The sequence below is a fragment of the Bradyrhizobium sp. WBOS07 genome (genome assembly GCF_024585165.1).
In the GTDB taxonomy this organism is placed as follows: Bacteria; Pseudomonadota; Alphaproteobacteria; order Rhizobiales; family Xanthobacteraceae; genus Bradyrhizobium; species Bradyrhizobium japonicum_B.
On the sequence record NZ_CP029008.1, the window covers coordinates 1,528,695 to 1,547,050 of the forward strand.

Genomic DNA, 18,356 nt, shown 5'->3' on the forward strand with positions numbered 1-18,356 from the left:
GGCGAGCAATTAACGCAACCTAATTCAACCACTGAGCGTAGCGAAGAGGCCGGAAAATTCCCTTAAGCGCGGTAGTTTACGGAGGATGACCGGCGATGGAGAGAGTGTCGGAAATGAACAGGCGCAAGCGAGACTTGCCGCCGAGATTTGGCCGCCATCGCGTCGCAAATTCCGCTGTCGTCGCTGCGCAGAGACGACAGCGGTGGCTTGGTCCGAAGCGCCTTCCCTAGGGCCCGTACAACACGAGCTCCGTGTCCGTGAGATCGCCGAGCTGCGGCCGGTGCGGGCCCTTGAAGTACTTGCGACCGCGCCGTTCGGTATAAATACCGACAAGACCGGGAATCGGCCCGTTGGCATCGACCGCCACCGCGATCTTGCCGAGCCGAAGCAGCAGCCGGCCGATTCGGCCGGCGCAGGCGGCGTATTCCGCGGCGTTACGGCAATAGATCAGCTTCATCGCAGGGGGCGCGATGAAGCCGCGGCGGATGCGCACGGGTTGCAGAATGAAGGGAAACGTTCCCTGTGGCGTGCGGCAGACCAAGCTGAGGCAATTGTACCGCGCATGCTGGATCAGCAGCTCGGTTTCAGCCTCGGAAAGCCCCTCGATCGTCTTGGCGTGAGGCGAGATGACCTCGATCTCGCTCCAGCGCGGGACACGCGCCAGAGCCGGCACCGAGAAGAATATGCCGCGGCAATAGGCACGAAAGCCCTGGGTCTCGATGATCGGCCAGGTCCACGGCGCCGGGCTGATGTTGAAGTAAGTCACGTCCTTGTGCCGCTGGGCGATCTTGGTCAGCAGCGGAGCATAGTTGCGATAGGCCGGATCGACATACCAGCTGGACAGGTTGCACTGAATGGCGGTCTCTTCGCCATTCCTGCGTGCCGTATAGATTAGCAGCAGCACGCCGACCGGCGTGCCGTCATTGTCGAGCATGTAGCCAAAGCGCGGATAGCCCTCCGGTACGGGCCGGAAGGCCTGTCGGCGCAGGCCCTGGATCCAGTAGTTGCGCGAGCGGCCCACGAAGCCGCGCGTCAGCAAGTCCGCGATCGCGTCTGCGTCGGACTCGGTGATCTCGCGGCATCGGACCTTGGTGTGGATCACGCTCGTCTTACCCGTGGAAATGACAGGCCTCGTTCGGTTAGCGCCAGCCTTCGACATGGGCAGCGACATGGGCATCGGCCGGTGCCGGCGGCTGCAGGCCCAGCACGTCCCGCACCTTGGCGGGCCAGGCCGCAAGGTCGGTGCCGTGAGTGTGGAACATGGCGACCGCGAGCCGGTCCATGCCGAAGGCAACGCAGCCGGTGTGGGCTGGCTCGCCGTTGGCATCCTGGATTCCCCAGGTCGTGCCGAAATGCTCGCGGTGATAATTGAAGCTCATGCAGGCCGTCGGCTGCTCTTCCGAGCGCAGCGGAATGAGGAGCTCGAACTTGAGCTGCTGCTGCTTCTGACTCACCGCCTTCATCTGGCCGACGCGGCCGAAGAAGGGGTCGCTGGCATAGTCGACGCGGAAGGTGAGGCCGAGGTCGCGGGCGATCGCCTGCGCGCGCACCATCCAGCGCTCGCGGAAATCGGCGACGTCGTCGGGGCTGCCGATGCAGACATATTCGCGCATCCGGAACGATTGCAGCCGGTCGAGATGCTTCGACGGCTCGCGGCGGAAGCAATCCGCGGCGACGTCGAAGCGCAGGCCGCCCTTCGGCAGGGGCCCGCGGCTCGCCGCGATCGGATAGACCGGATAGCAGGCTGCTGGCGATAGCACGAGGTCGGCGGGCGACAGCGAGGTGGTCCAGTCGCCGCCGGCATCGAAGCGGCTCACCGCGGCGTTGATCTCGCGCTCGGTCCCGTGCAGGCCGCAGACGCAGCCGAGCAGGTTCGGAAAGCTCTTGAGGTAGCCGGACTTCTCCAGCTGAGCCCGGCTCATCACCGGCGGGAAGCGCATCACTTCGGTGCCGGATTCGCGATGGCCCGTGATCAGCGCGGCCAGCTTCTCGACGACGCCTTCATAGAGCGCGGTGCGGGCGTAGACGCCGTCGGCACCCATGCGATGGAACAGCTTGTCGGCGAGATGATCGAGCGGATCGATCGCCTGCGGCGCGGTCGTCGGCGAATCGGGGAGGATGGCAATGTTCATGGTCCGGTATCCTGCTATCTCAAAATTGTTCTTGTTGGTTCGGTCGCCGAGGACTTAGTCACGAAGGCTTGTCGGCACGCCGCTCATCAGCGTCGATGTCGCGGCATTCGCGAGAATGCGGTCGTTGTTGATCATGATCGGAGCCGACAGCACGTCGCGCAGGTGCCGGCCCATGGTGAATTCGCCGTCGTTGCGGTAGCCGGAGAGGCCCGCCGTGCGCATCGCATGCATCACGGTCTCGACCGCCAGCTCGGAGGCCTGCACCTTCAGAAGCGTGATCGAGGACTGGAAGTCGAGCGAGCCGAGGGCGCGCTCGTCATGCTCGGCGCGGTCAAACGCGTCGATATTGGCCGACAGCAGCGCGCGCAGTCTTGCCAGCGACATCTTGGCGGCGGTGAAATGTGCCGCGGCGGGCGGCATCTGGCCGCCGGAGCTGCGGGCTGCCTTGCGGATGAAGGCCTGCGCGCGGGTTACCGCTGCGGCGGCGATCCCGGTCCAGGCCGACGACCAGCACAGATGTGCGAACGGCGTCATGGTCTGGGCGTGGATCTTGTCATAGGATTCCGGAAAGACGCGGTCGGCGGGGCAGTCGACCTTCAGCTCGAATCCGGTCGAGCAGGTGCCGCGCATGCCCAGCGTTTCCCAGCCAAGGGTCCGCTTCAGCGAATAATCGTCCTTGGCGAGTGCCAGCAGCACCTGGTCGGAGGCCGCGGCATCGGTGGCGCGACGGGCGATGGTGACGAGGCCGTCGGCCTCGGCGCCGTAGGAGATCACGGTGGCATCGCGCACCAGCGAGATGGTGTCGCCGGCATGGTCGACCGCGGCGGCGCTGGCGCGGATGTTGCCGCCGTTCTGGCCCTCGGTGGTCGAGGAGGCGAGCAGCCACTGGTCGCGGGCGACCCGGCGCATCATGGTCTCCATCCAGGGAATGCCGTGGCCGTGCCTGATGACGCAGGCGACCTTGGTCTGGTGCATCGCGTAGATCATCGCGGTCGAGGCGCAGGCGCGGCCAAGCGTGTAGCAGATGTCGGTGACGTCGTAGATGGAAGCGCCGAAGCCGCCGAACTCGACCGGGATCATGACGCCGAGCAGCTTCTGCTCGCGGGCGGCCTCGAAAGCCTTGTGCGGGAAACGGGCGTCGCGATCGACCTCGTCGGCGTCGGCCGCCGCAGCAGCGGCGGTTCGGGCGGCGCGCTCGATCAGGGAGGGACCCTGCTCGAGGAAGCTCGTCTGTGCTTCGTCGACAGTGAGGATTGCTTCACGCACGTTCATACTCGTCCGCCTCCGGTTGCCGTTCGAGATCGCCGGCATCATTGCGACGCCGCTGAAAGCGATCCTCCGGTCATCTTTGCTTGTGAGACGAGGCTACGGATTTAATTCAAATTCGTCGATCAAATACAGGGTAAACAAAGCCGAATTCCGAACGAACAGTTAAGGTCGGGTTGTTTGCAACTCCCGCTTTTCGAGCATCGCGTTAGGAATCTGGAAGAAGCTCGAATTCCAGACAATCTGAGTCATCGTTTACTAACAAACGCGAAGTATTGGTGCCTCCCATTGCAGGACCGGCGGGCCGCGCCCATCGTAGCCGGAGCTGGTCCACCTCCGACGACAGACGGGAATTTGCCGATGCAGGCCTTTGATACCGAATTGCGCAACCGCATCATCAAGCTCGTGAAGGGCATCCTCGAGCAGAATTCGCTCAGCGCCGACCTCACGCCATCCGCCAAGCTGGTCGACGCCGGCCTGACCTCGATGGACATGGTCAATCTGATGCTCGGGGTCGAAGCCGAGTTCGACTTCACGATCCCGCAGTCGGAGATCACGCCGGAGAATTTCCAGTCCGTCGAGACCCTGGAGCGGATGGTGGCGGCGCAGCTGCAGCTGGCGAACGCGGCTTAGGCCGGGCGCACTGCGTGGGAAGCGGCACCCGCGCTCCTCACGACGCCGGGATCACTGCACCGGCCCGTTCCAAAGCCGCCGCAAAACTGGCATAGCTTAACCATGTCGCACGTGGCGAACGGGGTGGAGCAGGCATGGCGCAGGCGGTATTGGGCATCATCGGCGGTTCCGGCATTTACGATCTGCCGGGCCTCGAGGATGCGCGCGAAGAGGTGATCGGAAGTCCCTGGGGCGAGCCGTCGGCTCCCTTGCGGCGCGGCGCTATCGCCGGCCTGCCGATCGTGTTTCTGCCGCGGCACGACAAGGGCCATCGGCTGTCGCCCTCCGATATCAACTATCGCGCCAATATCGACGTGCTCAAGCGCGCCGGGGTCACCGACCTGATCTCGCTGTCGGCCTGCGGTTCGTTCAAGGAGGAACTTCCACCCGGCACCTTCGTCCTCGTCGACCAGTTCGTGGACCGTACCCACAAGCGCGAGAGCTCATTCTTCGGCAAGGGCTGCGTCGCGCATGTGTCGATGGCCCATCCGGTCTCGCCGCGGTTGCGCATCCACCTTGCGGCAGCGGCCGAAACCGAGAATATCGCGATTGCGCGCGGCGGAACCTATGTCTGCATGGAAGGTCCGCAATTCTCCACCTATGCCGAGAGCATGACCTACAAGACGCTGGGCTATTCCGTGATCGGCATGACCAACATGCCCGAGGCGAAGCTCGCGCGAGAGGCGGAGATCTGCTACGCCACGGTTGCGATGGTGACGGATTTCGATTGCTGGCATCCCGACCATGACGCCGTCACGGTGCAGGACATCATCCGCGTGCTGAGCTCCAACGCCGACAAGGCGAAGGCGCTGGTGGCGCGGCTGGCAAGGGATTTCCCGCGCGAGCACGAGCCGTGCCCGATCGGCTCGGACCGCGCGCTCGACACCGCACTGATCACCGCGCCCGAGGCGCGCGATCCGGAGCTGCTCAAGAAGCTCGACGCGGTGGCGGGACGCGTGCTGCGGGCGTGATACGAAAGGCAGAATGCCATGAAGGTCGACGGCAAGCACTTCCGCAGCATCTGGCGTGAGCGTGACGGCTGGTCGGTCGGCGCGATCGATCAGCGCCGGCTGCCGCATGAGTTCGTCGTCGCGAAGCTGACCTCGTGCGAAGACGCGGCCGTCGCGATCCGCGACATGCTGGTGCGCGGCGCGCCGTTGATCGGCGCCACCGCGGCTTATGGCATGGCGCTCGCGATGCGCGAGGATGCCTCCGACGCCGGGCTGAAACGGGCCTACGACACGCTCGTCGTGGCGCGGCCGACGGCGATCAATCTGAAATGGGCGCTGGACGAGATGCGTGCGACGCTGACGCCGATCGATCCTGATGAACGGGCGGAGGCCGCCTATGCGCGCGCCGACGAGATCGTCGAGCAGGATGTCGAGATCAATCGCGGCATCGCCGGCAACGGTCTGAAGCTGATCGAGGCGATTGCGGCAAAGAAGCCGGGCGAGGCGGTCAACGTGCTGACCCATTGCAACGCCGGCTGGCTTGCCACCGTCGACTGGGGCACCGCGACGGCGCCGATCTATCTTGCGCATGAGCGCGGCATCAAGATCCATGTCTGGGTCGACGAGACGCGTCCGCGCAACCAGGGCGCCTCGCTCACCGCATGGGAACTCGGCCATCACGGCGTGCCGCACACCGTGATCCCCGACAATACCGGCGGCCATCTGATGCAGCACGGCATGGTCGATCTCGCCATCGTCGGCACCGACCGCGTCGCCGCAAATGGCGACGTCTGCAACAAGATCGGCACCTATCTGAAGGCGCTCGCCGCCCACGACAACAACGTGCCGTTCTACGTCGCGCTGCCGTCGCCCACGATCGATTTCGCCGTCCATGACGGCATCCGCGACATCCCGATCGAGCAGCGCAGCGGCGTCGAGGTCACCGACATGACCGGCCGCACCGCCGATGGAAGGCTGGAGACGGTGCGGATCGTGCCGGAGGGCTCGCCGGTCGCGAACTACGCCTTCGACGTGACGCCGGCGCGCCTTGTGACAGGCCTCATCACCGAGCGTGGCGTGTTGAAGCCGGATCGCGCCTCGCTGGCGGCAGCATTTCCCGAGCGGATCGCCGCCGCGGCGGAATAGCTCTCGTAGGGTGGGCAAAGGCGCTCTTGCGCCGTGCCCACGATTTGCCAGTGGTGGGCACGCTGCGCTTTGCCCACCCCTGCAGTATTTGTGCCCTACCCCAGCGTCAGCCCCGTCGCCTTCTCCAGCTCCGCAATCGCCTGTGCGCCGCTCGTCACCTTGATCGTGGTCATGCCCATCTCGCGCGCGGGCTTGAGGTTGACGCCGAGATCGTCGAGATAGACGCAGTTCTTTGGATCGACCTTCAGTGTGTCTACCATCTGCGCGTAGATGCGCGGGTCGGGCTTGCGCAGGCCGATCTTGGCGGATTCGATCACGTGGTCGAACAGCACCATCACCTCGGCAATGTAGAGCGAGCGCCCGGTCAGGCTGCCGATCGCATTGGCCGGGAGGTTGTTGGTGATGCAGCCGGTCTTGAACTGCGCCTTGATGCGCTTCAAGGCCTCGACCATCTCCGGGCGCAGCTCGCCCTGCAGCAGCGGCAGCACCTCGCGGCCGCGCACCTCGGCGCCAAGCGCGCGAGATTCCTCGGCGAACAATCGATCGAACGTCTCGATATCGACCTCGGCCCGCTCGAACCTGGCCCAGGCGTTTTCCAGGTGGTTGGCGGCGTTGGTGCGCCGGATGATGTCGACGGGCAGGCCGCGCGCCGTCTCGAACCGCGCGAACGCCTCGAAGGGCGAGCTCGTCAGCACGCCGCCAAAATCAAAGATCACCGCCTCGATCGCCAATGTCCTGCCCTCGTCAATTCCTTTCCAAGACGGCTAGCATGCGCTATCGGCAAGGGCCAGTCCGAAGCCATCTGCTGCCGTCAACGACGCCGAAGCGTGTTCCCATGAAGAAGCTTGCAACTCTCGTCATCGTTGCGCTGCTGACCGTCGGGTCAGCTCATGCCATCGTCGGCGGCGGCACGCCGCAGGCCGACGGTGTCGCGCGCGCCATCGTCACCATCGTCGGCTCGCGCGGCAATTTCTGCACCGGCAGCCTGATTGCACCGCGCGTGGTTCTGACCGTCGCGCATTGCGTACAGCCTGGCGCGGACTACAAGGTGGTCGATCGCGGCGCCGACGGCGCGCCGCAATTGCTGAACGTGCGCACGGTCGCGATCCATCCGAACTTCAACATGCAGGCGATGCAATCGCACCGCGCCACCGCCGACGTGGCGTTGCTGCAACTGGAAATTCCACTCAAGGGAAAATCCACAGTGACGGTCGGCACGCCGACGATCCCAATCCGGGTCGGCAGCCGTTTCGTCATCGCCGGCATTGGCGTCACGGTCCACGGTGACGGCAAGAGTGGCGGCATCACGCGTGTGGCCGGGCTCGTTGCCACGGGCCAGCCCGGCACGCTCCAGATCAGGCTGGTCGATCCCGTAACCAACGGTGTTCGCGGGGGAATCGGCGCTTGCACCGGCGATTCCGGCGGTCCTGTGTTCGAGGACAAGCCGAGTGGCGCCTTCCTCGTCGGGCTCGTCAGCTGGTCGACGGGGCCGAACGGCGCGGCCGGTTGCGGCGGAATGACCGGCGTCACGCCGCTCACGCTGTACCGCGACTGGATCTTGCAGACCGCGCGGGGCTGGGGCGCGGCGCTGTGATTTGACCGCGACTTGATCTATGTCATTTTGAAGCGGAAGCGCGCCGGATGATCATGCCGGTCGCGGAGGAAACGCGTCGCCCGTCAAGGGTGGTCACAAAAACAAGCAAGGCATAGAAGCAACAATGAATGTCGCTGTTCGCAGTCACGCCACAACCAAGCAAGCCTCGGAGCATTTCGACGTGCTGATCGTCGGTGCCGGCATATCCGGCATCGGCAGCGCCTATCACATCCAGAAGCAGCTTCCGGGCACGAGCTACGTCATCCTGGAGACGCAGGAGACGTTCGGCGGCACCTGGAGCACACATCGCTATCCCGGCATTCGCTCCGACAGCGATCTCCATACCTTCGGCTACAGCTTTAAGCCGTGGGTCGGCCCGCCGATTGCGACCGCCGATGAGATACTTTCCTATATGAAAGAGGTGATCGACGAGAACGATATCGCCAAGCACATCCGCTACAAGCACAAGATCAATACCGCGAGCTGGTCGAGCGAGCAGAATCTCTGGACCATCGAGGCGGTGAGGACCGACACCGGCGAAGCAAGGACGTTCACCGCGAACTTCCTCTGGATGTGCCAGGGCTATTACCGCCATTCGGAAGGCTATACACCGGAATGGAAGGGCATGGACCGCTTCAAGGGTCGCATCGTCCATCCCCAGACCTGGCCTGACGACATCGATCTCGCGGGCAAGAAAGTGGTCGTGATCGGCTCGGGCGCCACTGCGGCGACGCTGGTGCCGAACATCGCCGACAAATGCGCGCATGTCACCATGCTGCAGCGCTCGCCGACCTATTTCCGGCTCGGCCGCAACGCCATCGAGATCGCGGAGGAGCTGCGCCGGCTTCAGGTCGACGAAGCGTGGATCCACGAGATCGTGCGGCGCAAGATCCTGTTCGAGCAGGACGCCTTCACCAAGCTCTGCGTATCCAAGCCCGAACAGGTGAAGAAGGAGCTGATCGGCCAGATCAGCGCCGTGCTCGGTCCCGACTACGATGTCGAGACGCACTTCACGCCGACCTACCGGCCCTGGCGCCAGCGCATCGCCTTCGTGCCGGATGCCGACCTGTTCAAGGGCATCGCCAGCGGCAAGGCCTCTGTCGTCACCGACGAGATCGAGTGCTTCGTCGAGAACGGCATCCAGCTGAAATCGGGCAAGCTGCTCGAAGCCGACGTCATCGTCACCGCGACGGGCTTCAATCTCGCGGCGCTCGGCGATATTGCGTTCGAGATCGACGGCAAGCCGCTCGCCTTCGGCGACACCGTCACCTATCGCGGCATGATGTTCACGGGCGTTCCCAACATGGTCTGGGTGTTCGGCTATTTCCGCGCCAGCTGGACGCTGCGCGTCGACCTCGTCGCCGATTTCGTCTGCCGGCTGCTCGGGCACATGAAGGCCAAGGGCGTCAGGAAGGTCGAGGTCAAGCTGCGTCCCGAAGACCACAACATGCCGATCCTGCCCTGGATCGATCCGGAAAACTTCAATCCGGGCTACATGATGCGCAACATGGACCTGTTGCCCAAGCGCGGCGACAAGCCGGAATGGCAGCACAGCCAGGATTACTGGACCGAGAAGGACGAGATTCCGAAGACGGATCTGGACGACAAGGCGTTTGTTTATGGGTGAGGACGTTCGTAGGCGAGAGGTCGCGTCGCGGGCGGCGCGACGCTCGTCCCACACTCCGCTGTCGTCCCGGGGCGCGAAGCGAGCCCGGGACCCATAACCACAGGGAGTGGTTACTGGGCACGCTGACCACTCCGAGTCCTCGCCAAACGTCTCCCTGTGGCTATGGATCCCGGATCGGCGCTCCGCTTCGCTGCGCTTGTCCGGGACGACACCGTGGATCGGATGCGCGGCGCCTCAACTCATTCACGCCACGCCTAAGAATTCCGCCTCGTCGCATTCGCCGCGATCGCTGCCGCCGCCGTCCGGTTCTCCACGCCGAGCTTGGCGTAGATCTGCTCGAGATGCTTGTCGACCGTGCGCGGGCTGAGGCCCAGGATCTGCGCGATATCCCGGTTGGTCTTGCCCTTGCTGAGCCAGGCGAGCACCTCGCCCTCGCGGGTGGTGAGGCCGAGCTCGCTGGTGAATTCGGGAGGCAGCGCGGTGCCGGACTCCCGGGAGAGCCGCAGCAGGAACTCGTTCGGCGCCGTTTCGCCCATGTAGTAGAGTCGGAGTTGCGGATTGTCGGGTAACGAGGTCGCCTGCGACTTCGAGCTGCCCTTGGCCTTGGCCTGCTCGAGCCATTGCAGCAGCGATGGCGGCAGCACGAAGTCGTCGGCCTGTGTGCCCTGATGGTCGGACATCAGCTTCTGCGCCTGCGGCGTCGCCCACAGCACGTTGCCCTGGCGGTCGACCGCGAACAGGAAGCGGCCGGAGACGTCGAGCGCGGCGCGCGCGCTCTGCGTCAGCCGGGCATTGCCGAGATGAACGCGGATCCGCGCCAGCATCTCCTCGATCACGATCGGCTTGGTCACGTAGTCGACGCCTCCGGCCTCGAGCCCGCGCACGATGTGCTCGGTTTCCGCGAGGCCCGTCATGAAGATGACAGGGACATTGGCAAGGTCCGCATCGCGCTTGAGCCGGCGGCAGGTCTCGAAGCCGTCGATCCCGGGCATCACCGCATCGAGCAGCACGATGTCGGGCGTGATCTGGTCGACGATGCGCATCGCGGCTGCGCCGTCGAGCGCCACCATCACCGTCATGCCGGCGCCGTCGAGCGCGTCGGTCAGCAGCCGCAGCGTCTCCGGAGAGTCATCGACAACGAGCGCGACGTCACGCTTCTTCGGTTCAATGCTCATGCGCATGCAATGTCTTCAATGTGTCCATGTACTGATCGAGATCGAAGCGGTCGACCAAAGACCGCATCTGCGCGATGAAGTCGGCATGCTCCGGATGTTCGCTGCCGATCTCGTCCAGCTTCAACTGGATGCCCTTGACGTAGCCGATCTGGCCGAGCCCGATCAGCGCCTCGATGTGCCGCGCCGGCGGCCTTGAACCAGTCTCGGGACGCCAGAACGGCACTGCGATCTCGTTCGAACCGTACTGCCACTCGATCTTGAGGAGTTGGCGGATCGTCTCCAAGAGCCGGGGGATGTCGATCGGCTTCATCAGATAGCCGTCGTGGAAGGGCTGCGCCAGCGGCGCGCCATGGGCCTCGAGTGCGCTTGCCGACACCATCAGGATCCGCGCCTGGTGATGGCCGCTCGCGCGCAAGGCCTCCGCCACGGCCCAGCCGTCCATGGCCGGCATCGAGATGTCGAGCAGGAACAGATCGGGCCGGCAATGTTGCGCCAGTGCGAGGCAGCCGGGCCCATCGGGGGCGCTGAGCAGGATGAAACCGAGCGGCGTCAGCACCTCGCGTAGCAGGTCGCGATGCACGGGATCGTCGTCGGTGACGAGGATGGTCTTGCGCGCGCCGTGATAGCCGGAGACCGGCGCCTCCACCGGCGCGATGCGCTGCGGATTGGTGACCTCCGAGAGCAGAAGCTTGACCTTGAAGGTCGAGCCGGTGCCGACCGTGCTCGTCACCTTGATGTCGCCGCCCATCACCCCGGCCAGCAGGCGGCTGATGGTCAGGCCGAGCCCGGTGCCGGTCTGCGGCTGCGAGACGCCGAGCGCGCCGCGTTCGAAGGGCGCGAAGATGCGTTCGAGGTCGTCGGCCCGGATGCCCGGGCCGGTGTCGATCACTTCGAACTCGGCCACGGGGCTGCGATAGTGCACGACGAACTGCACGCTGCCGCTCTGGGTGAACTTGATGGCGTTGGAGAGCAAATTGATCAACACCTGGCGCAGCCGCTTCTCGTCGGCATAGACCACCAGCGGCAGGTGTGGAGGCCGCCGGAACACGAAGTCGATGCCCTTGGCCGCGGCCTGCAAACGGAACATGCCGACGAGCTGGTCGAGGAATTCGCCGAGGCGCACCTCGTCGCGCGACAGGTACAGCCGCCCTGCCTCGATCTTGGAGATGTCCAGAATGCCGTCGATCAGGCCGGAGAGGTGGTCGGCGCTGCGGCGGACGACGCGGACCTGGTCGCGCGGCTTGGCGCTCAGCGTCGCATCCTGCTCCAGCAGCTGGGCATAGCCGCTGATCGCGTTCAGCGGCGAGCGCAGCTCATGGCTCAGGCCCACCACGTAGCGGCTCTTGGCGAGGTTGGCGGATTCGGCGACTTCCTTGGCGCGCTGGAGCTCGGCGTCGGTGCGCTTGTGGGCGTCGATCTCCTGGATCAGCAGCGTGGTCTGCCGCCGCGTCTCGGCTTCGGCCGCGCGGCGGCTCTGCTGCGCCAACACGAACAGCCAGGCGACCACACCGATGATGATGCTGAGCGAGAAGAACACCTTCCACAGCACGTCGGAGACGAGTGCATTTTCGCCATGTACGCTCGCCGATGTCTGCAGATAGATCAGCCCGAGCACCAGCGCGACGAGACCCGCCGAGACCACGAACACGCCGATATAGTGGCCGAGCTGCGAGTTGATCCGGGCGTAGATCGGCTGCGGCATCAGCTTGCCCAGCGTCTCCGACACCTGCGCCTGGATCCGCGCATGCGGCTTGCAGAGATCGTGGCAGCGAGCGTCCAGCGAACAGCACAGGGAACAGATCGGCCCGGCGTAAGCGGGGCAGGAGGCCATGTCCTCCGGCTCGAACGCGTGCTCGCAGATACAGCACTGGATCGACTCGATGTTCTGCCAGCTCCGTTTGGGCTTGCGTGCGATGTAGTACTTGCCGCCCGTGGCCCAGGCAATCAACGGTGCGGCGATGAAGGCGACCGCCAGCGCGATGAAGGCCGACAGCGCCTTCGCGGTGGGGCCGAACAGGCCGTAAAAGGCGCTGATGGAGACGATGGTCGCGATCGTCATCGCGCCCACGCCGACCGGATTGACGTCATAGAGATGCGCGCGCTTGAATTCGATCTGCTGCGGCCGCAAGCCCAGCGGCTTGTTGACGATGAGGTCGGCGACCAGCGCGCCGACCCAGGCGATCGCGACGTTCGAATACAGGGCCAGCGTCTGCTCCAGCGCCTTGTAGACCCCGATCTCCATCAGCAGCAGCGCCACGATGACGTTGAAGACCAGCCACACCACGCGGCCGGGATGGCTGTGGGTCAGACGCGAGAAGAAGTTCGACCAGGCAATCGAGCCGGCATAGGCGTTGGTGACGTTGATCTTGACCTGCGACAGGATCACGAACGTACCGGTCAGCGCCATCGCGAGATCGGGCTGCGACAGCACGTAGCGGAACGCTTCGAGATACATGTGCGCCGGCTCGGCGGCCTCCTCGGGCGGCACTCCGTGGCTCAGCGCGAAGAAGGCGAGGAACGAGCCCGCCAGCAGCTTCAGCGCGCCCAGCACGATCCAGCCGGGGCCTGCGCTCATCAGCGCCATCCACCAGGAGGCCTTGGACGCGCGGCGGTCGCGCGGCAGGAAGCGCAGGAAATCGACCTGCTCGCCGATCTGCGCCACCAGCGAGAACACGACCGAGGCCGCGACACCGAACAGCAATAGATCGAAATGCCCGTTGAGATCGCCGTGCTCGCCGGAAAACTTGCGCCATTCCGTGAAGGAACGCGGGTTGTGCCAGGCGATCGCCGCGAACGGGATGATGTGCAGCACGATCCACAACGGCTGCGTCCACAATTGAAAGCGGCTGATCAGCGTGATGCCGTAAGCCACCAGCGGAATGATGACGACGGCGCTGATGAGATAGCCGATCGGCCGCGGAATGCCGAAGCACATCTCGAGCGCGGAGGCGAGGATCACCGCTTCAATCGCGAAGAAGATGAAGGTGAAGGACGCGTAGATCAGCGAGGTGACGGTCGAGCCGATGTAGCCGAAGCCGGCGCCGCGTGTGAGCAGATCGATGTCGATGCCGCATCTGGCGGCATAATAGGCGATCGGAACGCCGCAGCAGAAAATGATCAGGGAAACGACGAGAATGGCGGCAGTGGCGTTGGTGACGCCGTAGTTCAGCGTGATGGTACCGCCGATCGCCTCCATCGCCAGAAACGAGATCGCGCCCAGCGCGGTGTTGGCGACCCGCGCGGCGGACCAGCGCCGTGCGCTCTTGGCGGTGAAGCGCAGCGCGTAGTCTTCCAGCGTCTGGTTGGCGACCCATTGGTTGTACTGGCGCCTGACGCGGTCTATTCGCTGCCGCCCTGCCACGCTCTACCCCACTGCCGATACGGACCCGGAACCCCTCGCAAATTCCGTACCAAGAGCCTACGTCGGCATTTTGCGGTGCAGTATACGCGATCTTGCGTATGCGCCCGCTGCCCCAATCCGCGCCATCCTCACCGCACCAATCGCGTGGTCTCGAACAAAAAGTGGGGTGCTCATGTCGGACGAAGGAAACAAGGGCCTGTTATCGCCGTTTCGGCGCAAATTATTGATGGGGATGGCCGCCGTGCCGGCCATGACGATGCTGCCGCGGGGGGCATTTGCCCAGGCGCCGGCGACCTCGGCGGTCAACACCACGGGTCTCGCCGTCACCGACACCGAGGTGACGGTCGGCATCCTGCACTCGGCGACCGGCACCATGGCCATCTCCGAGACCGGCTCGATCCAGGCCGAAAAGCTCGCGATCGAGCAGATCAACGCGGCGGGCGGCGTGCTCGGCCGCAAGATCAAGTTCATCCAGGAGGACGGCGCATCGGATTGGCCGACCTTCGCCGAGAAGGCGAAGAAGCTCCTCGTCAACGACAAGGTTGCGGCGATCATGGGTTGCTGGACCTCGGCCTCCCGCAAGGCCGTGCTGCCGGTCGTCGAACAATATAACGGCATGCTCTACTACCCGACCTTCTACGAAGGCCTCGAGCAGTCCAAGAACGTGATCTACACCGGCCAGGAAGCGACGCAGCAGATTCTGGCGGGCCTCAACTGGATCGCCAAGGAGAAGGGCGCCAAATCCTTCTTCTTCATCGGCTCGGACTACATCTGGCCGCGCACCTCGAATAAGATCGCGCGCAAGCACGTCGAGAACGTGCTGAAGGGCAAGGTCGTCGGCGAGGAATATTACGCGCTGGGCTCGACCCAGTTCAACTCGGTCATCAACAAGATCAAGCTGACCAAGCCGGACGTGATCTTCACCGACGTCGTCGGCGGCTCGAACGTCGCGTTCTACAAGCAGCTCAAGGCGGCCGGCATCGATCTCTCCAAGCAGGCGCTGCTGACGATCTCGGTGACCGAAGACGAGATCGACGGCATCGGCGGCGAGAACATCGCGGGCGCCTACGCCTGCATGAAGTACTTCCAGTCGCTCGACAATGCGAACAACAAGGCTTTCGTCTCGGCGTTCAAGAAGATGTGGGGCGAGAAGACCGTGATCGGCGACGTCACCCAGGCTGCCTATCTCGGCCCGTGGCTGTGGAAGTTGACGGTCGAGAAGGCCGGCTCCTTCGACGTCGACAAGATCGCGGCGGCCTCCCCGGGCGTCGAGTTCAAGGGCGCGCCGGAAGGCTATGTGCGCATCCACGAGAACCATCATTTGTGGTCGAAGACCCGGGTGGGGCGCGCCAAGCTCGATGGCCAGTTCGAGTTGATCTACGAGACCGCCGATCTCGTCGAGCCGGATCCGTTCCCGAAGGGCTATCAATAAGCGACGACATCCGTCGCGCTTCTCCCACAGGCTAAGCCGCTCCCTGGCGTGGATCGCAAGTCCATGCCGCAAGACCCCGCGTCGCGACTCTGCATCGCGACGCGGGACCCTTATCCCCGACGGAGGACATCGATGTTCGGCGACTATTCGCTTGGTGATCTCGGCTCCATCTTCGTCATGCAGGGCTTTGCCGGGCTGATCCTGTTCTCGGTCTACGTCCTGATGGCGCTCGGGCTTGCCATCATCTTCGGCCAGATGGGCGTCATCAACATGGCCCATGGCGAGTTCATGATCCTCGGGGCCTACGTCACCTGGATGACCTCCAATCTCTTCCAGGCCTATCTGCCGGGCCTGTTCGCCGGCTACTTCTTCCTTGCGATGATCCTGGCCTTCGTCGCATCCGGCGCGCTGGGCATGCTGGTGGAATGGGCGCTGATACGGCACCTCTACAAGCGTCCGCTCGATACGCTGCTCGCCACCTGGGGCCTCAGCCTGATGCTGCAGCAGGCCTATCGCTCCGTGTTTGGCGCGCGCGAGGTCGGCGTCGAGCTGCCGCAATGGATGCTCGGTTCGCTCCAGGTCACCGACAGCATCGAGGTGCCGATCAACGGCATCTTCGTGATGTGCCTCACCGTGCTGATCACTGTCTGTGTCGCCTACGTGCTCTACATGTCGCGCTGGGGGCGCCAGGTGCGCGCCGTGGTGCAGAACCGCATCATGGCGGGCGCGGTCGGCATCAATACCGAAAAGGTCGACCGCTACACCTTCGGCCTCGGCTGCGGCATCGCCGGAATTGCCGGTAGCGCCTTCACCATGATCGGCTCGACCGGGCCGACGTCGGGGCAGCTCTACATCGTCGATACGTTCCTGGTCGTCGTGTTCGGCGGCGCCGCCAGCCTGCTCGGCACCATCGCCTCCGCCTTCTCGATCTCGCAGACGCAATCGACGCTCGAATTCTTCATGTCGGGCTCGATGGCCAAGGTGCTCACGCTGCTCGCGGTCGTCGGCATCCTGATGCTGCGGCCCCAGGGCCTCTTCGCCCTCAAAGTCCGCAAATAACGAGAAGCAGGCAAGTCATGATCATCAACTCACGCTTCTTCAACCGATCCGAACTGATGGGCTTCATTGCGCTGGCCGCCGTGCTGTTCGTGATCCTGCCGCTGACGCTGGATGTATTCCGCCTCAATCTGGTCGCGAAATACCTCACCTACGCCTTTGTCGCGCTCGGCCTCGTGCTGTGCTGGGGCTATGGCGGCATCCTGAGCCTGGGGCAGGGCGTGTTCTTCGGCCTCGGCGGCTATTGCATGGCGATGTTCCTCAAGCTCGAAGCCTCGAGCGTCGAGAACACCAAGATCCAGTCGACGCCCGGCATCCCCGATTTCATGGACTGGAATCAGATCACGTCACTGCCGCTGTTCTGGCAGCCGTTCCACAGCCTCACCTTCACCATCCTCGCCATCATCCTGGTGCCCGGCCTGTTCGCCCTGATCATCGGCACCGCGATGTTCAAGCGGCGTGTCGGCGGCACCTACTTCGCCATCATCACCCAGGCCGTCGCCGCCATCCTCACCATCCTGATCGTGGGACAGCAGGGCTATACCGGCGGCATCAACGGCATGACCGACCTGCGCACGCTCAAGGGCTGGGACATCCGGCCCGACCACGCCAAGGTCATCCTGTACTTCGTCGAAGTGGTGCTGCTGTTCGCCTGCATCGGCATCGCTCAGTTCATCCGCCTGACCAAGCTCGGCCGCATCCTGGTGGCGATGCGCGAGCAGGAGGACCGCGTCCGCTTCTCCGGCTACAGCGTCGCCAATTTCAAGATCTTCGCCTTCTGCATGGCGGCGGTGTTCGCCGCGATCGGCGGCGCCATGTTCGCGCTCAATGTCGGTTTCATGTCGCCGTCCTTCGTCGGCATCGTGCCGTCCATCGAGATGGTGATCTACACGGCGGTCGGCGGGCGGATGTCGATCTTCGGCGCGATCTGGGGCGCCATCCTGGTGAATTTCGCCAAGACCAGCCTGTCGGAATCCTTCCCGCAACTCTGGCTGTTCGGTCTCGGCGCGCTGTTCATCGCGGTCGTGCTCGCCTTCCCGAATGGCCTGTCCGGACTCTGGGCCGACTACGTGCAGCCGCGCATCGACCGGCTGTTTGGCCCACGCAAGCCGAAATCGGATTGGAACGGCAATTCGGTCGCTGACGGCGCGCCGGCAGAGTGAGGGGATCAATCATGCTCGTCGGACACCAGCCCAAGGACTTCCTGCTTGCCGTCTCCGGACTGACCGTCTCGTTTGACGGGTTCAAGGCGGTCAACGATCTCTCCTTCTATGTCGAGGAGAACGAGATCCGGGTCATCATCGGTCCCAACGGCGCCGGCAAGACCACGGTGCTTGACCTGATCTGCGGCAAGACCAAGGCGACCTCGGGCTCGATCCAGTTTCGTGGCAAGGAGCTCACGAAGATGAGGGAGAACGAGATCGTGCAGACCGGCGTCGGGCGCAAGTTCCAGACGCCGTCGGTGTTCGAGGACCTCACCGTGTTCGAGAACCTCGAGATCTCGTTCCCGCGCGGCCGCACCGTGTTCGGCTCGCTGACCTTCCAGCGCGACCAGCTTGTGAAGGACCGGGTCGAGGAGGTCGCCGAGATGATCTTCCTCAAGGACAAGCTCAACACCTACGCCGACGAGCTCAGCCATGGCCAAAAGCAGTGGCTCGAGATCGGCATGCTGCTGATCCAGGACCCGGACCTGCTGATGCTCGATGAGCCCGTCGCCGGCATGAGCGTGTCCGAGCGGGCCAAGACCGCCGAGCTGCTCAACCGCATCATCAAGAACCGTTCGGTGCTGGTGATCGAGCACGACATGAAGTTCGTCGAGGACATCGCGCACAAGGTCACCGTGCTGCACCAGGGCCAGATCCTCTCGGAAGGGACGATGGATAAGGTGAAGAACGACCCCAAGGTCGTCGAAGTCTATCTGGGGCACTGAGCGATGGCGAAAGAG

Annotated in this window: 15 protein-coding genes; 9 read left to right on the top strand and 6 right to left on the bottom strand. The window is 64.3% G+C overall.

Features of this window, described 5'->3' with window-relative positions; translation table 11 throughout:
• Positions 1–226: 226 nt before the first annotated feature.
• The 3 genes from DCM79_RS07185 to DCM79_RS07195 are packed head-to-tail and all read right to left on the bottom strand — an operon-like array spanning position 227 to position 3,404.
• On the bottom strand, positions 227–1,102 hold the full coding sequence (locus DCM79_RS07185; protein WP_028133819.1) for an acyl-CoA acyltransferase: 876 nt from the start codon (positions 1,100–1,102) through the stop codon (positions 227–229).
• Positions 1,103–1,139: 37 nt separating this feature from the next.
• On the bottom strand, positions 1,140–2,132 hold the full coding sequence (locus DCM79_RS07190; protein ID WP_257179274.1) for an amino acid--[acyl-carrier-protein] ligase: 993 nt from the start codon (positions 2,130–2,132) through the stop codon (positions 1,140–1,142).
• Positions 2,133–2,186: 54 nt separating this feature from the next.
• Complete coding sequence (locus tag DCM79_RS07195; RefSeq protein WP_257179275.1) at positions 2,187–3,404, bottom strand: acyl-CoA dehydrogenase family protein; 1,218 nt, start codon at positions 3,402–3,404, stop codon at positions 2,187–2,189.
• 354 nt (positions 3,405–3,758) lie between these two features.
• Between DCM79_RS07195 and DCM79_RS07200 the strand changes: the two genes are divergently transcribed.
• From DCM79_RS07200 to mtnA, 3 genes are all read left to right on the top strand, one after another.
• Positions 3,759–4,031 carry a phosphopantetheine-binding protein gene (locus DCM79_RS07200; protein WP_028133822.1) on the top strand — a complete coding sequence of 91 codons (273 nt, stop codon included), beginning with the start codon at positions 3,759–3,761 and terminating at the stop codon, positions 4,029–4,031.
• 134 nt (positions 4,032–4,165) lie between these two features.
• On the top strand, positions 4,166–5,041 hold the full coding sequence (locus DCM79_RS07205) for an S-methyl-5'-thioadenosine phosphorylase (protein ID WP_257179276.1): 876 nt from the start codon (positions 4,166–4,168) through the stop codon (positions 5,039–5,041).
• An 18-nt stretch (positions 5,042–5,059) separates the two neighbouring features.
• Entirely contained in the window at positions 5,060–6,166 is a 1,107-nt protein-coding gene (mtnA, locus tag DCM79_RS07210) for an S-methyl-5-thioribose-1-phosphate isomerase (protein ID WP_257179277.1), read from the top strand.
• 95 nt (positions 6,167–6,261) lie between these two features.
• On the opposite strand, the gene DCM79_RS07215 is transcribed toward mtnA, so the two are convergent.
• The gene (locus DCM79_RS07215; protein WP_257179278.1) at positions 6,262–6,897 is read right to left on the bottom strand and encodes an HAD-IA family hydrolase; all 636 of its coding nucleotides are present in this window, start codon (positions 6,895–6,897) and stop codon (positions 6,262–6,264) included.
• Positions 6,898–7,001: 104 nt separating this feature from the next.
• On the opposite strand from DCM79_RS07215, the gene DCM79_RS07220 reads away from it, so the two are divergent.
• Together DCM79_RS07220 and DCM79_RS07225 are read left to right on the top strand one after the other, a co-directional pair.
• A complete protein-coding gene (locus DCM79_RS07220) occupies positions 7,002–7,760 on the top strand; it encodes a trypsin-like serine protease (RefSeq protein WP_257179279.1) in 759 nt (252 codons plus the stop codon).
• Positions 7,761–7,884: 124 nt separating this feature from the next.
• The gene (locus DCM79_RS07225) at positions 7,885–9,387 is read left to right on the top strand and encodes an NAD(P)/FAD-dependent oxidoreductase (RefSeq protein ID WP_257179280.1); all 1,503 of its coding nucleotides are present in this window, start codon (positions 7,885–7,887) and stop codon (positions 9,385–9,387) included.
• A 254-nt stretch (positions 9,388–9,641) separates the two neighbouring features.
• On the opposite strand, the gene DCM79_RS07230 is transcribed toward DCM79_RS07225, so the two are convergent.
• Both DCM79_RS07230 and DCM79_RS07235 read right to left on the bottom strand, forming a co-directional pair.
• Positions 9,642–10,568: a response regulator gene (locus DCM79_RS07230; protein WP_257179281.1), complete on the bottom strand. Its 927-nt coding sequence runs from the start codon at positions 10,566–10,568 to the stop codon at positions 9,642–9,644.
• Positions 10,552–13,923 carry an ATP-binding protein gene (locus DCM79_RS07235; protein WP_257179282.1) on the bottom strand — a complete coding sequence of 1,124 codons (3,372 nt, stop codon included), beginning with the start codon at positions 13,921–13,923 and terminating at the stop codon, positions 10,552–10,554. Before DCM79_RS07235 ends, DCM79_RS07230 begins: the two co-directional genes overlap by 17 nt.
• A 172-nt stretch (positions 13,924–14,095) precedes the next feature.
• Between DCM79_RS07235 and urtA the strand changes: the two genes are divergently transcribed.
• The 4 genes from urtA (at position 14,096) to urtD (ending at position 18,341) form a co-directional block, all read left to right on the top strand.
• Entirely contained in the window at positions 14,096–15,355 is a 1,260-nt protein-coding gene (urtA, locus tag DCM79_RS07240) for an urea ABC transporter substrate-binding protein (protein WP_257179283.1), read from the top strand.
• Positions 15,356–15,487: 132 nt separating this feature from the next.
• Positions 15,488–16,414 (top strand): urea ABC transporter permease subunit UrtB, encoded by a 927-nt coding sequence (gene urtB / locus DCM79_RS07245; RefSeq protein WP_257179285.1) that lies wholly within the window; start codon positions 15,488–15,490, stop codon positions 16,412–16,414.
• Between the two features lie 17 nt (positions 16,415–16,431).
• Positions 16,432–17,574: an urea ABC transporter permease subunit UrtC gene (gene urtC, locus DCM79_RS07250; RefSeq protein ID WP_257179286.1), complete on the top strand. Its 1,143-nt coding sequence runs from the start codon at positions 16,432–16,434 to the stop codon at positions 17,572–17,574.
• An 11-nt stretch (positions 17,575–17,585) separates the two neighbouring features.
• Positions 17,586–18,341: an urea ABC transporter ATP-binding protein UrtD gene (gene urtD / locus DCM79_RS07255; protein ID WP_257179287.1), complete on the top strand. Its 756-nt coding sequence runs from the start codon at positions 17,586–17,588 to the stop codon at positions 18,339–18,341.
• The last annotated feature ends 15 nt before the right edge of the window (positions 18,342–18,356 follow it).

Coding starts and splice junctions, on each gene's coding strand:
- urtB (WP_257179285.1), top strand. CDS start 15,488: ATGTTCGGCGACTATTCGCTTGGTGATCTCGGCTCCATCTTCGTCATG.
- urtC (WP_257179286.1), top strand. CDS start 16,432: ATGATCATCAACTCACGCTTCTTCAACCGATCCGAACTGATGGGCTTC.
- DCM79_RS07200 (WP_028133822.1), top strand. CDS start 3,759: ATGCAGGCCTTTGATACCGAATTGCGCAACCGCATCATCAAGCTCGTG.
- mtnA (WP_257179277.1), top strand. CDS start 5,060: ATGAAGGTCGACGGCAAGCACTTCCGCAGCATCTGGCGTGAGCGTGAC.
- DCM79_RS07195 (WP_257179275.1), bottom strand. CDS start 3,404: ATGAACGTGCGTGAAGCAATCCTCACTGTCGACGAAGCACAGACGAGC.
- urtD (WP_257179287.1), top strand. CDS start 17,586: ATGCTCGTCGGACACCAGCCCAAGGACTTCCTGCTTGCCGTCTCCGGA.
- urtA (WP_257179283.1), top strand. CDS start 14,096: ATGTCGGACGAAGGAAACAAGGGCCTGTTATCGCCGTTTCGGCGCAAA.
- DCM79_RS07220 (WP_257179279.1), top strand. CDS start 7,002: ATGAAGAAGCTTGCAACTCTCGTCATCGTTGCGCTGCTGACCGTCGGG.
- DCM79_RS07225 (WP_257179280.1), top strand. CDS start 7,885: ATGAATGTCGCTGTTCGCAGTCACGCCACAACCAAGCAAGCCTCGGAG.
- DCM79_RS07230 (WP_257179281.1), bottom strand. CDS start 10,568: ATGCGCATGAGCATTGAACCGAAGAAGCGTGACGTCGCGCTCGTTGTC.
- DCM79_RS07205 (WP_257179276.1), top strand. CDS start 4,166: ATGGCGCAGGCGGTATTGGGCATCATCGGCGGTTCCGGCATTTACGAT.
- DCM79_RS07190 (WP_257179274.1), bottom strand. CDS start 2,132: ATGAACATTGCCATCCTCCCCGATTCGCCGACGACCGCGCCGCAGGCG.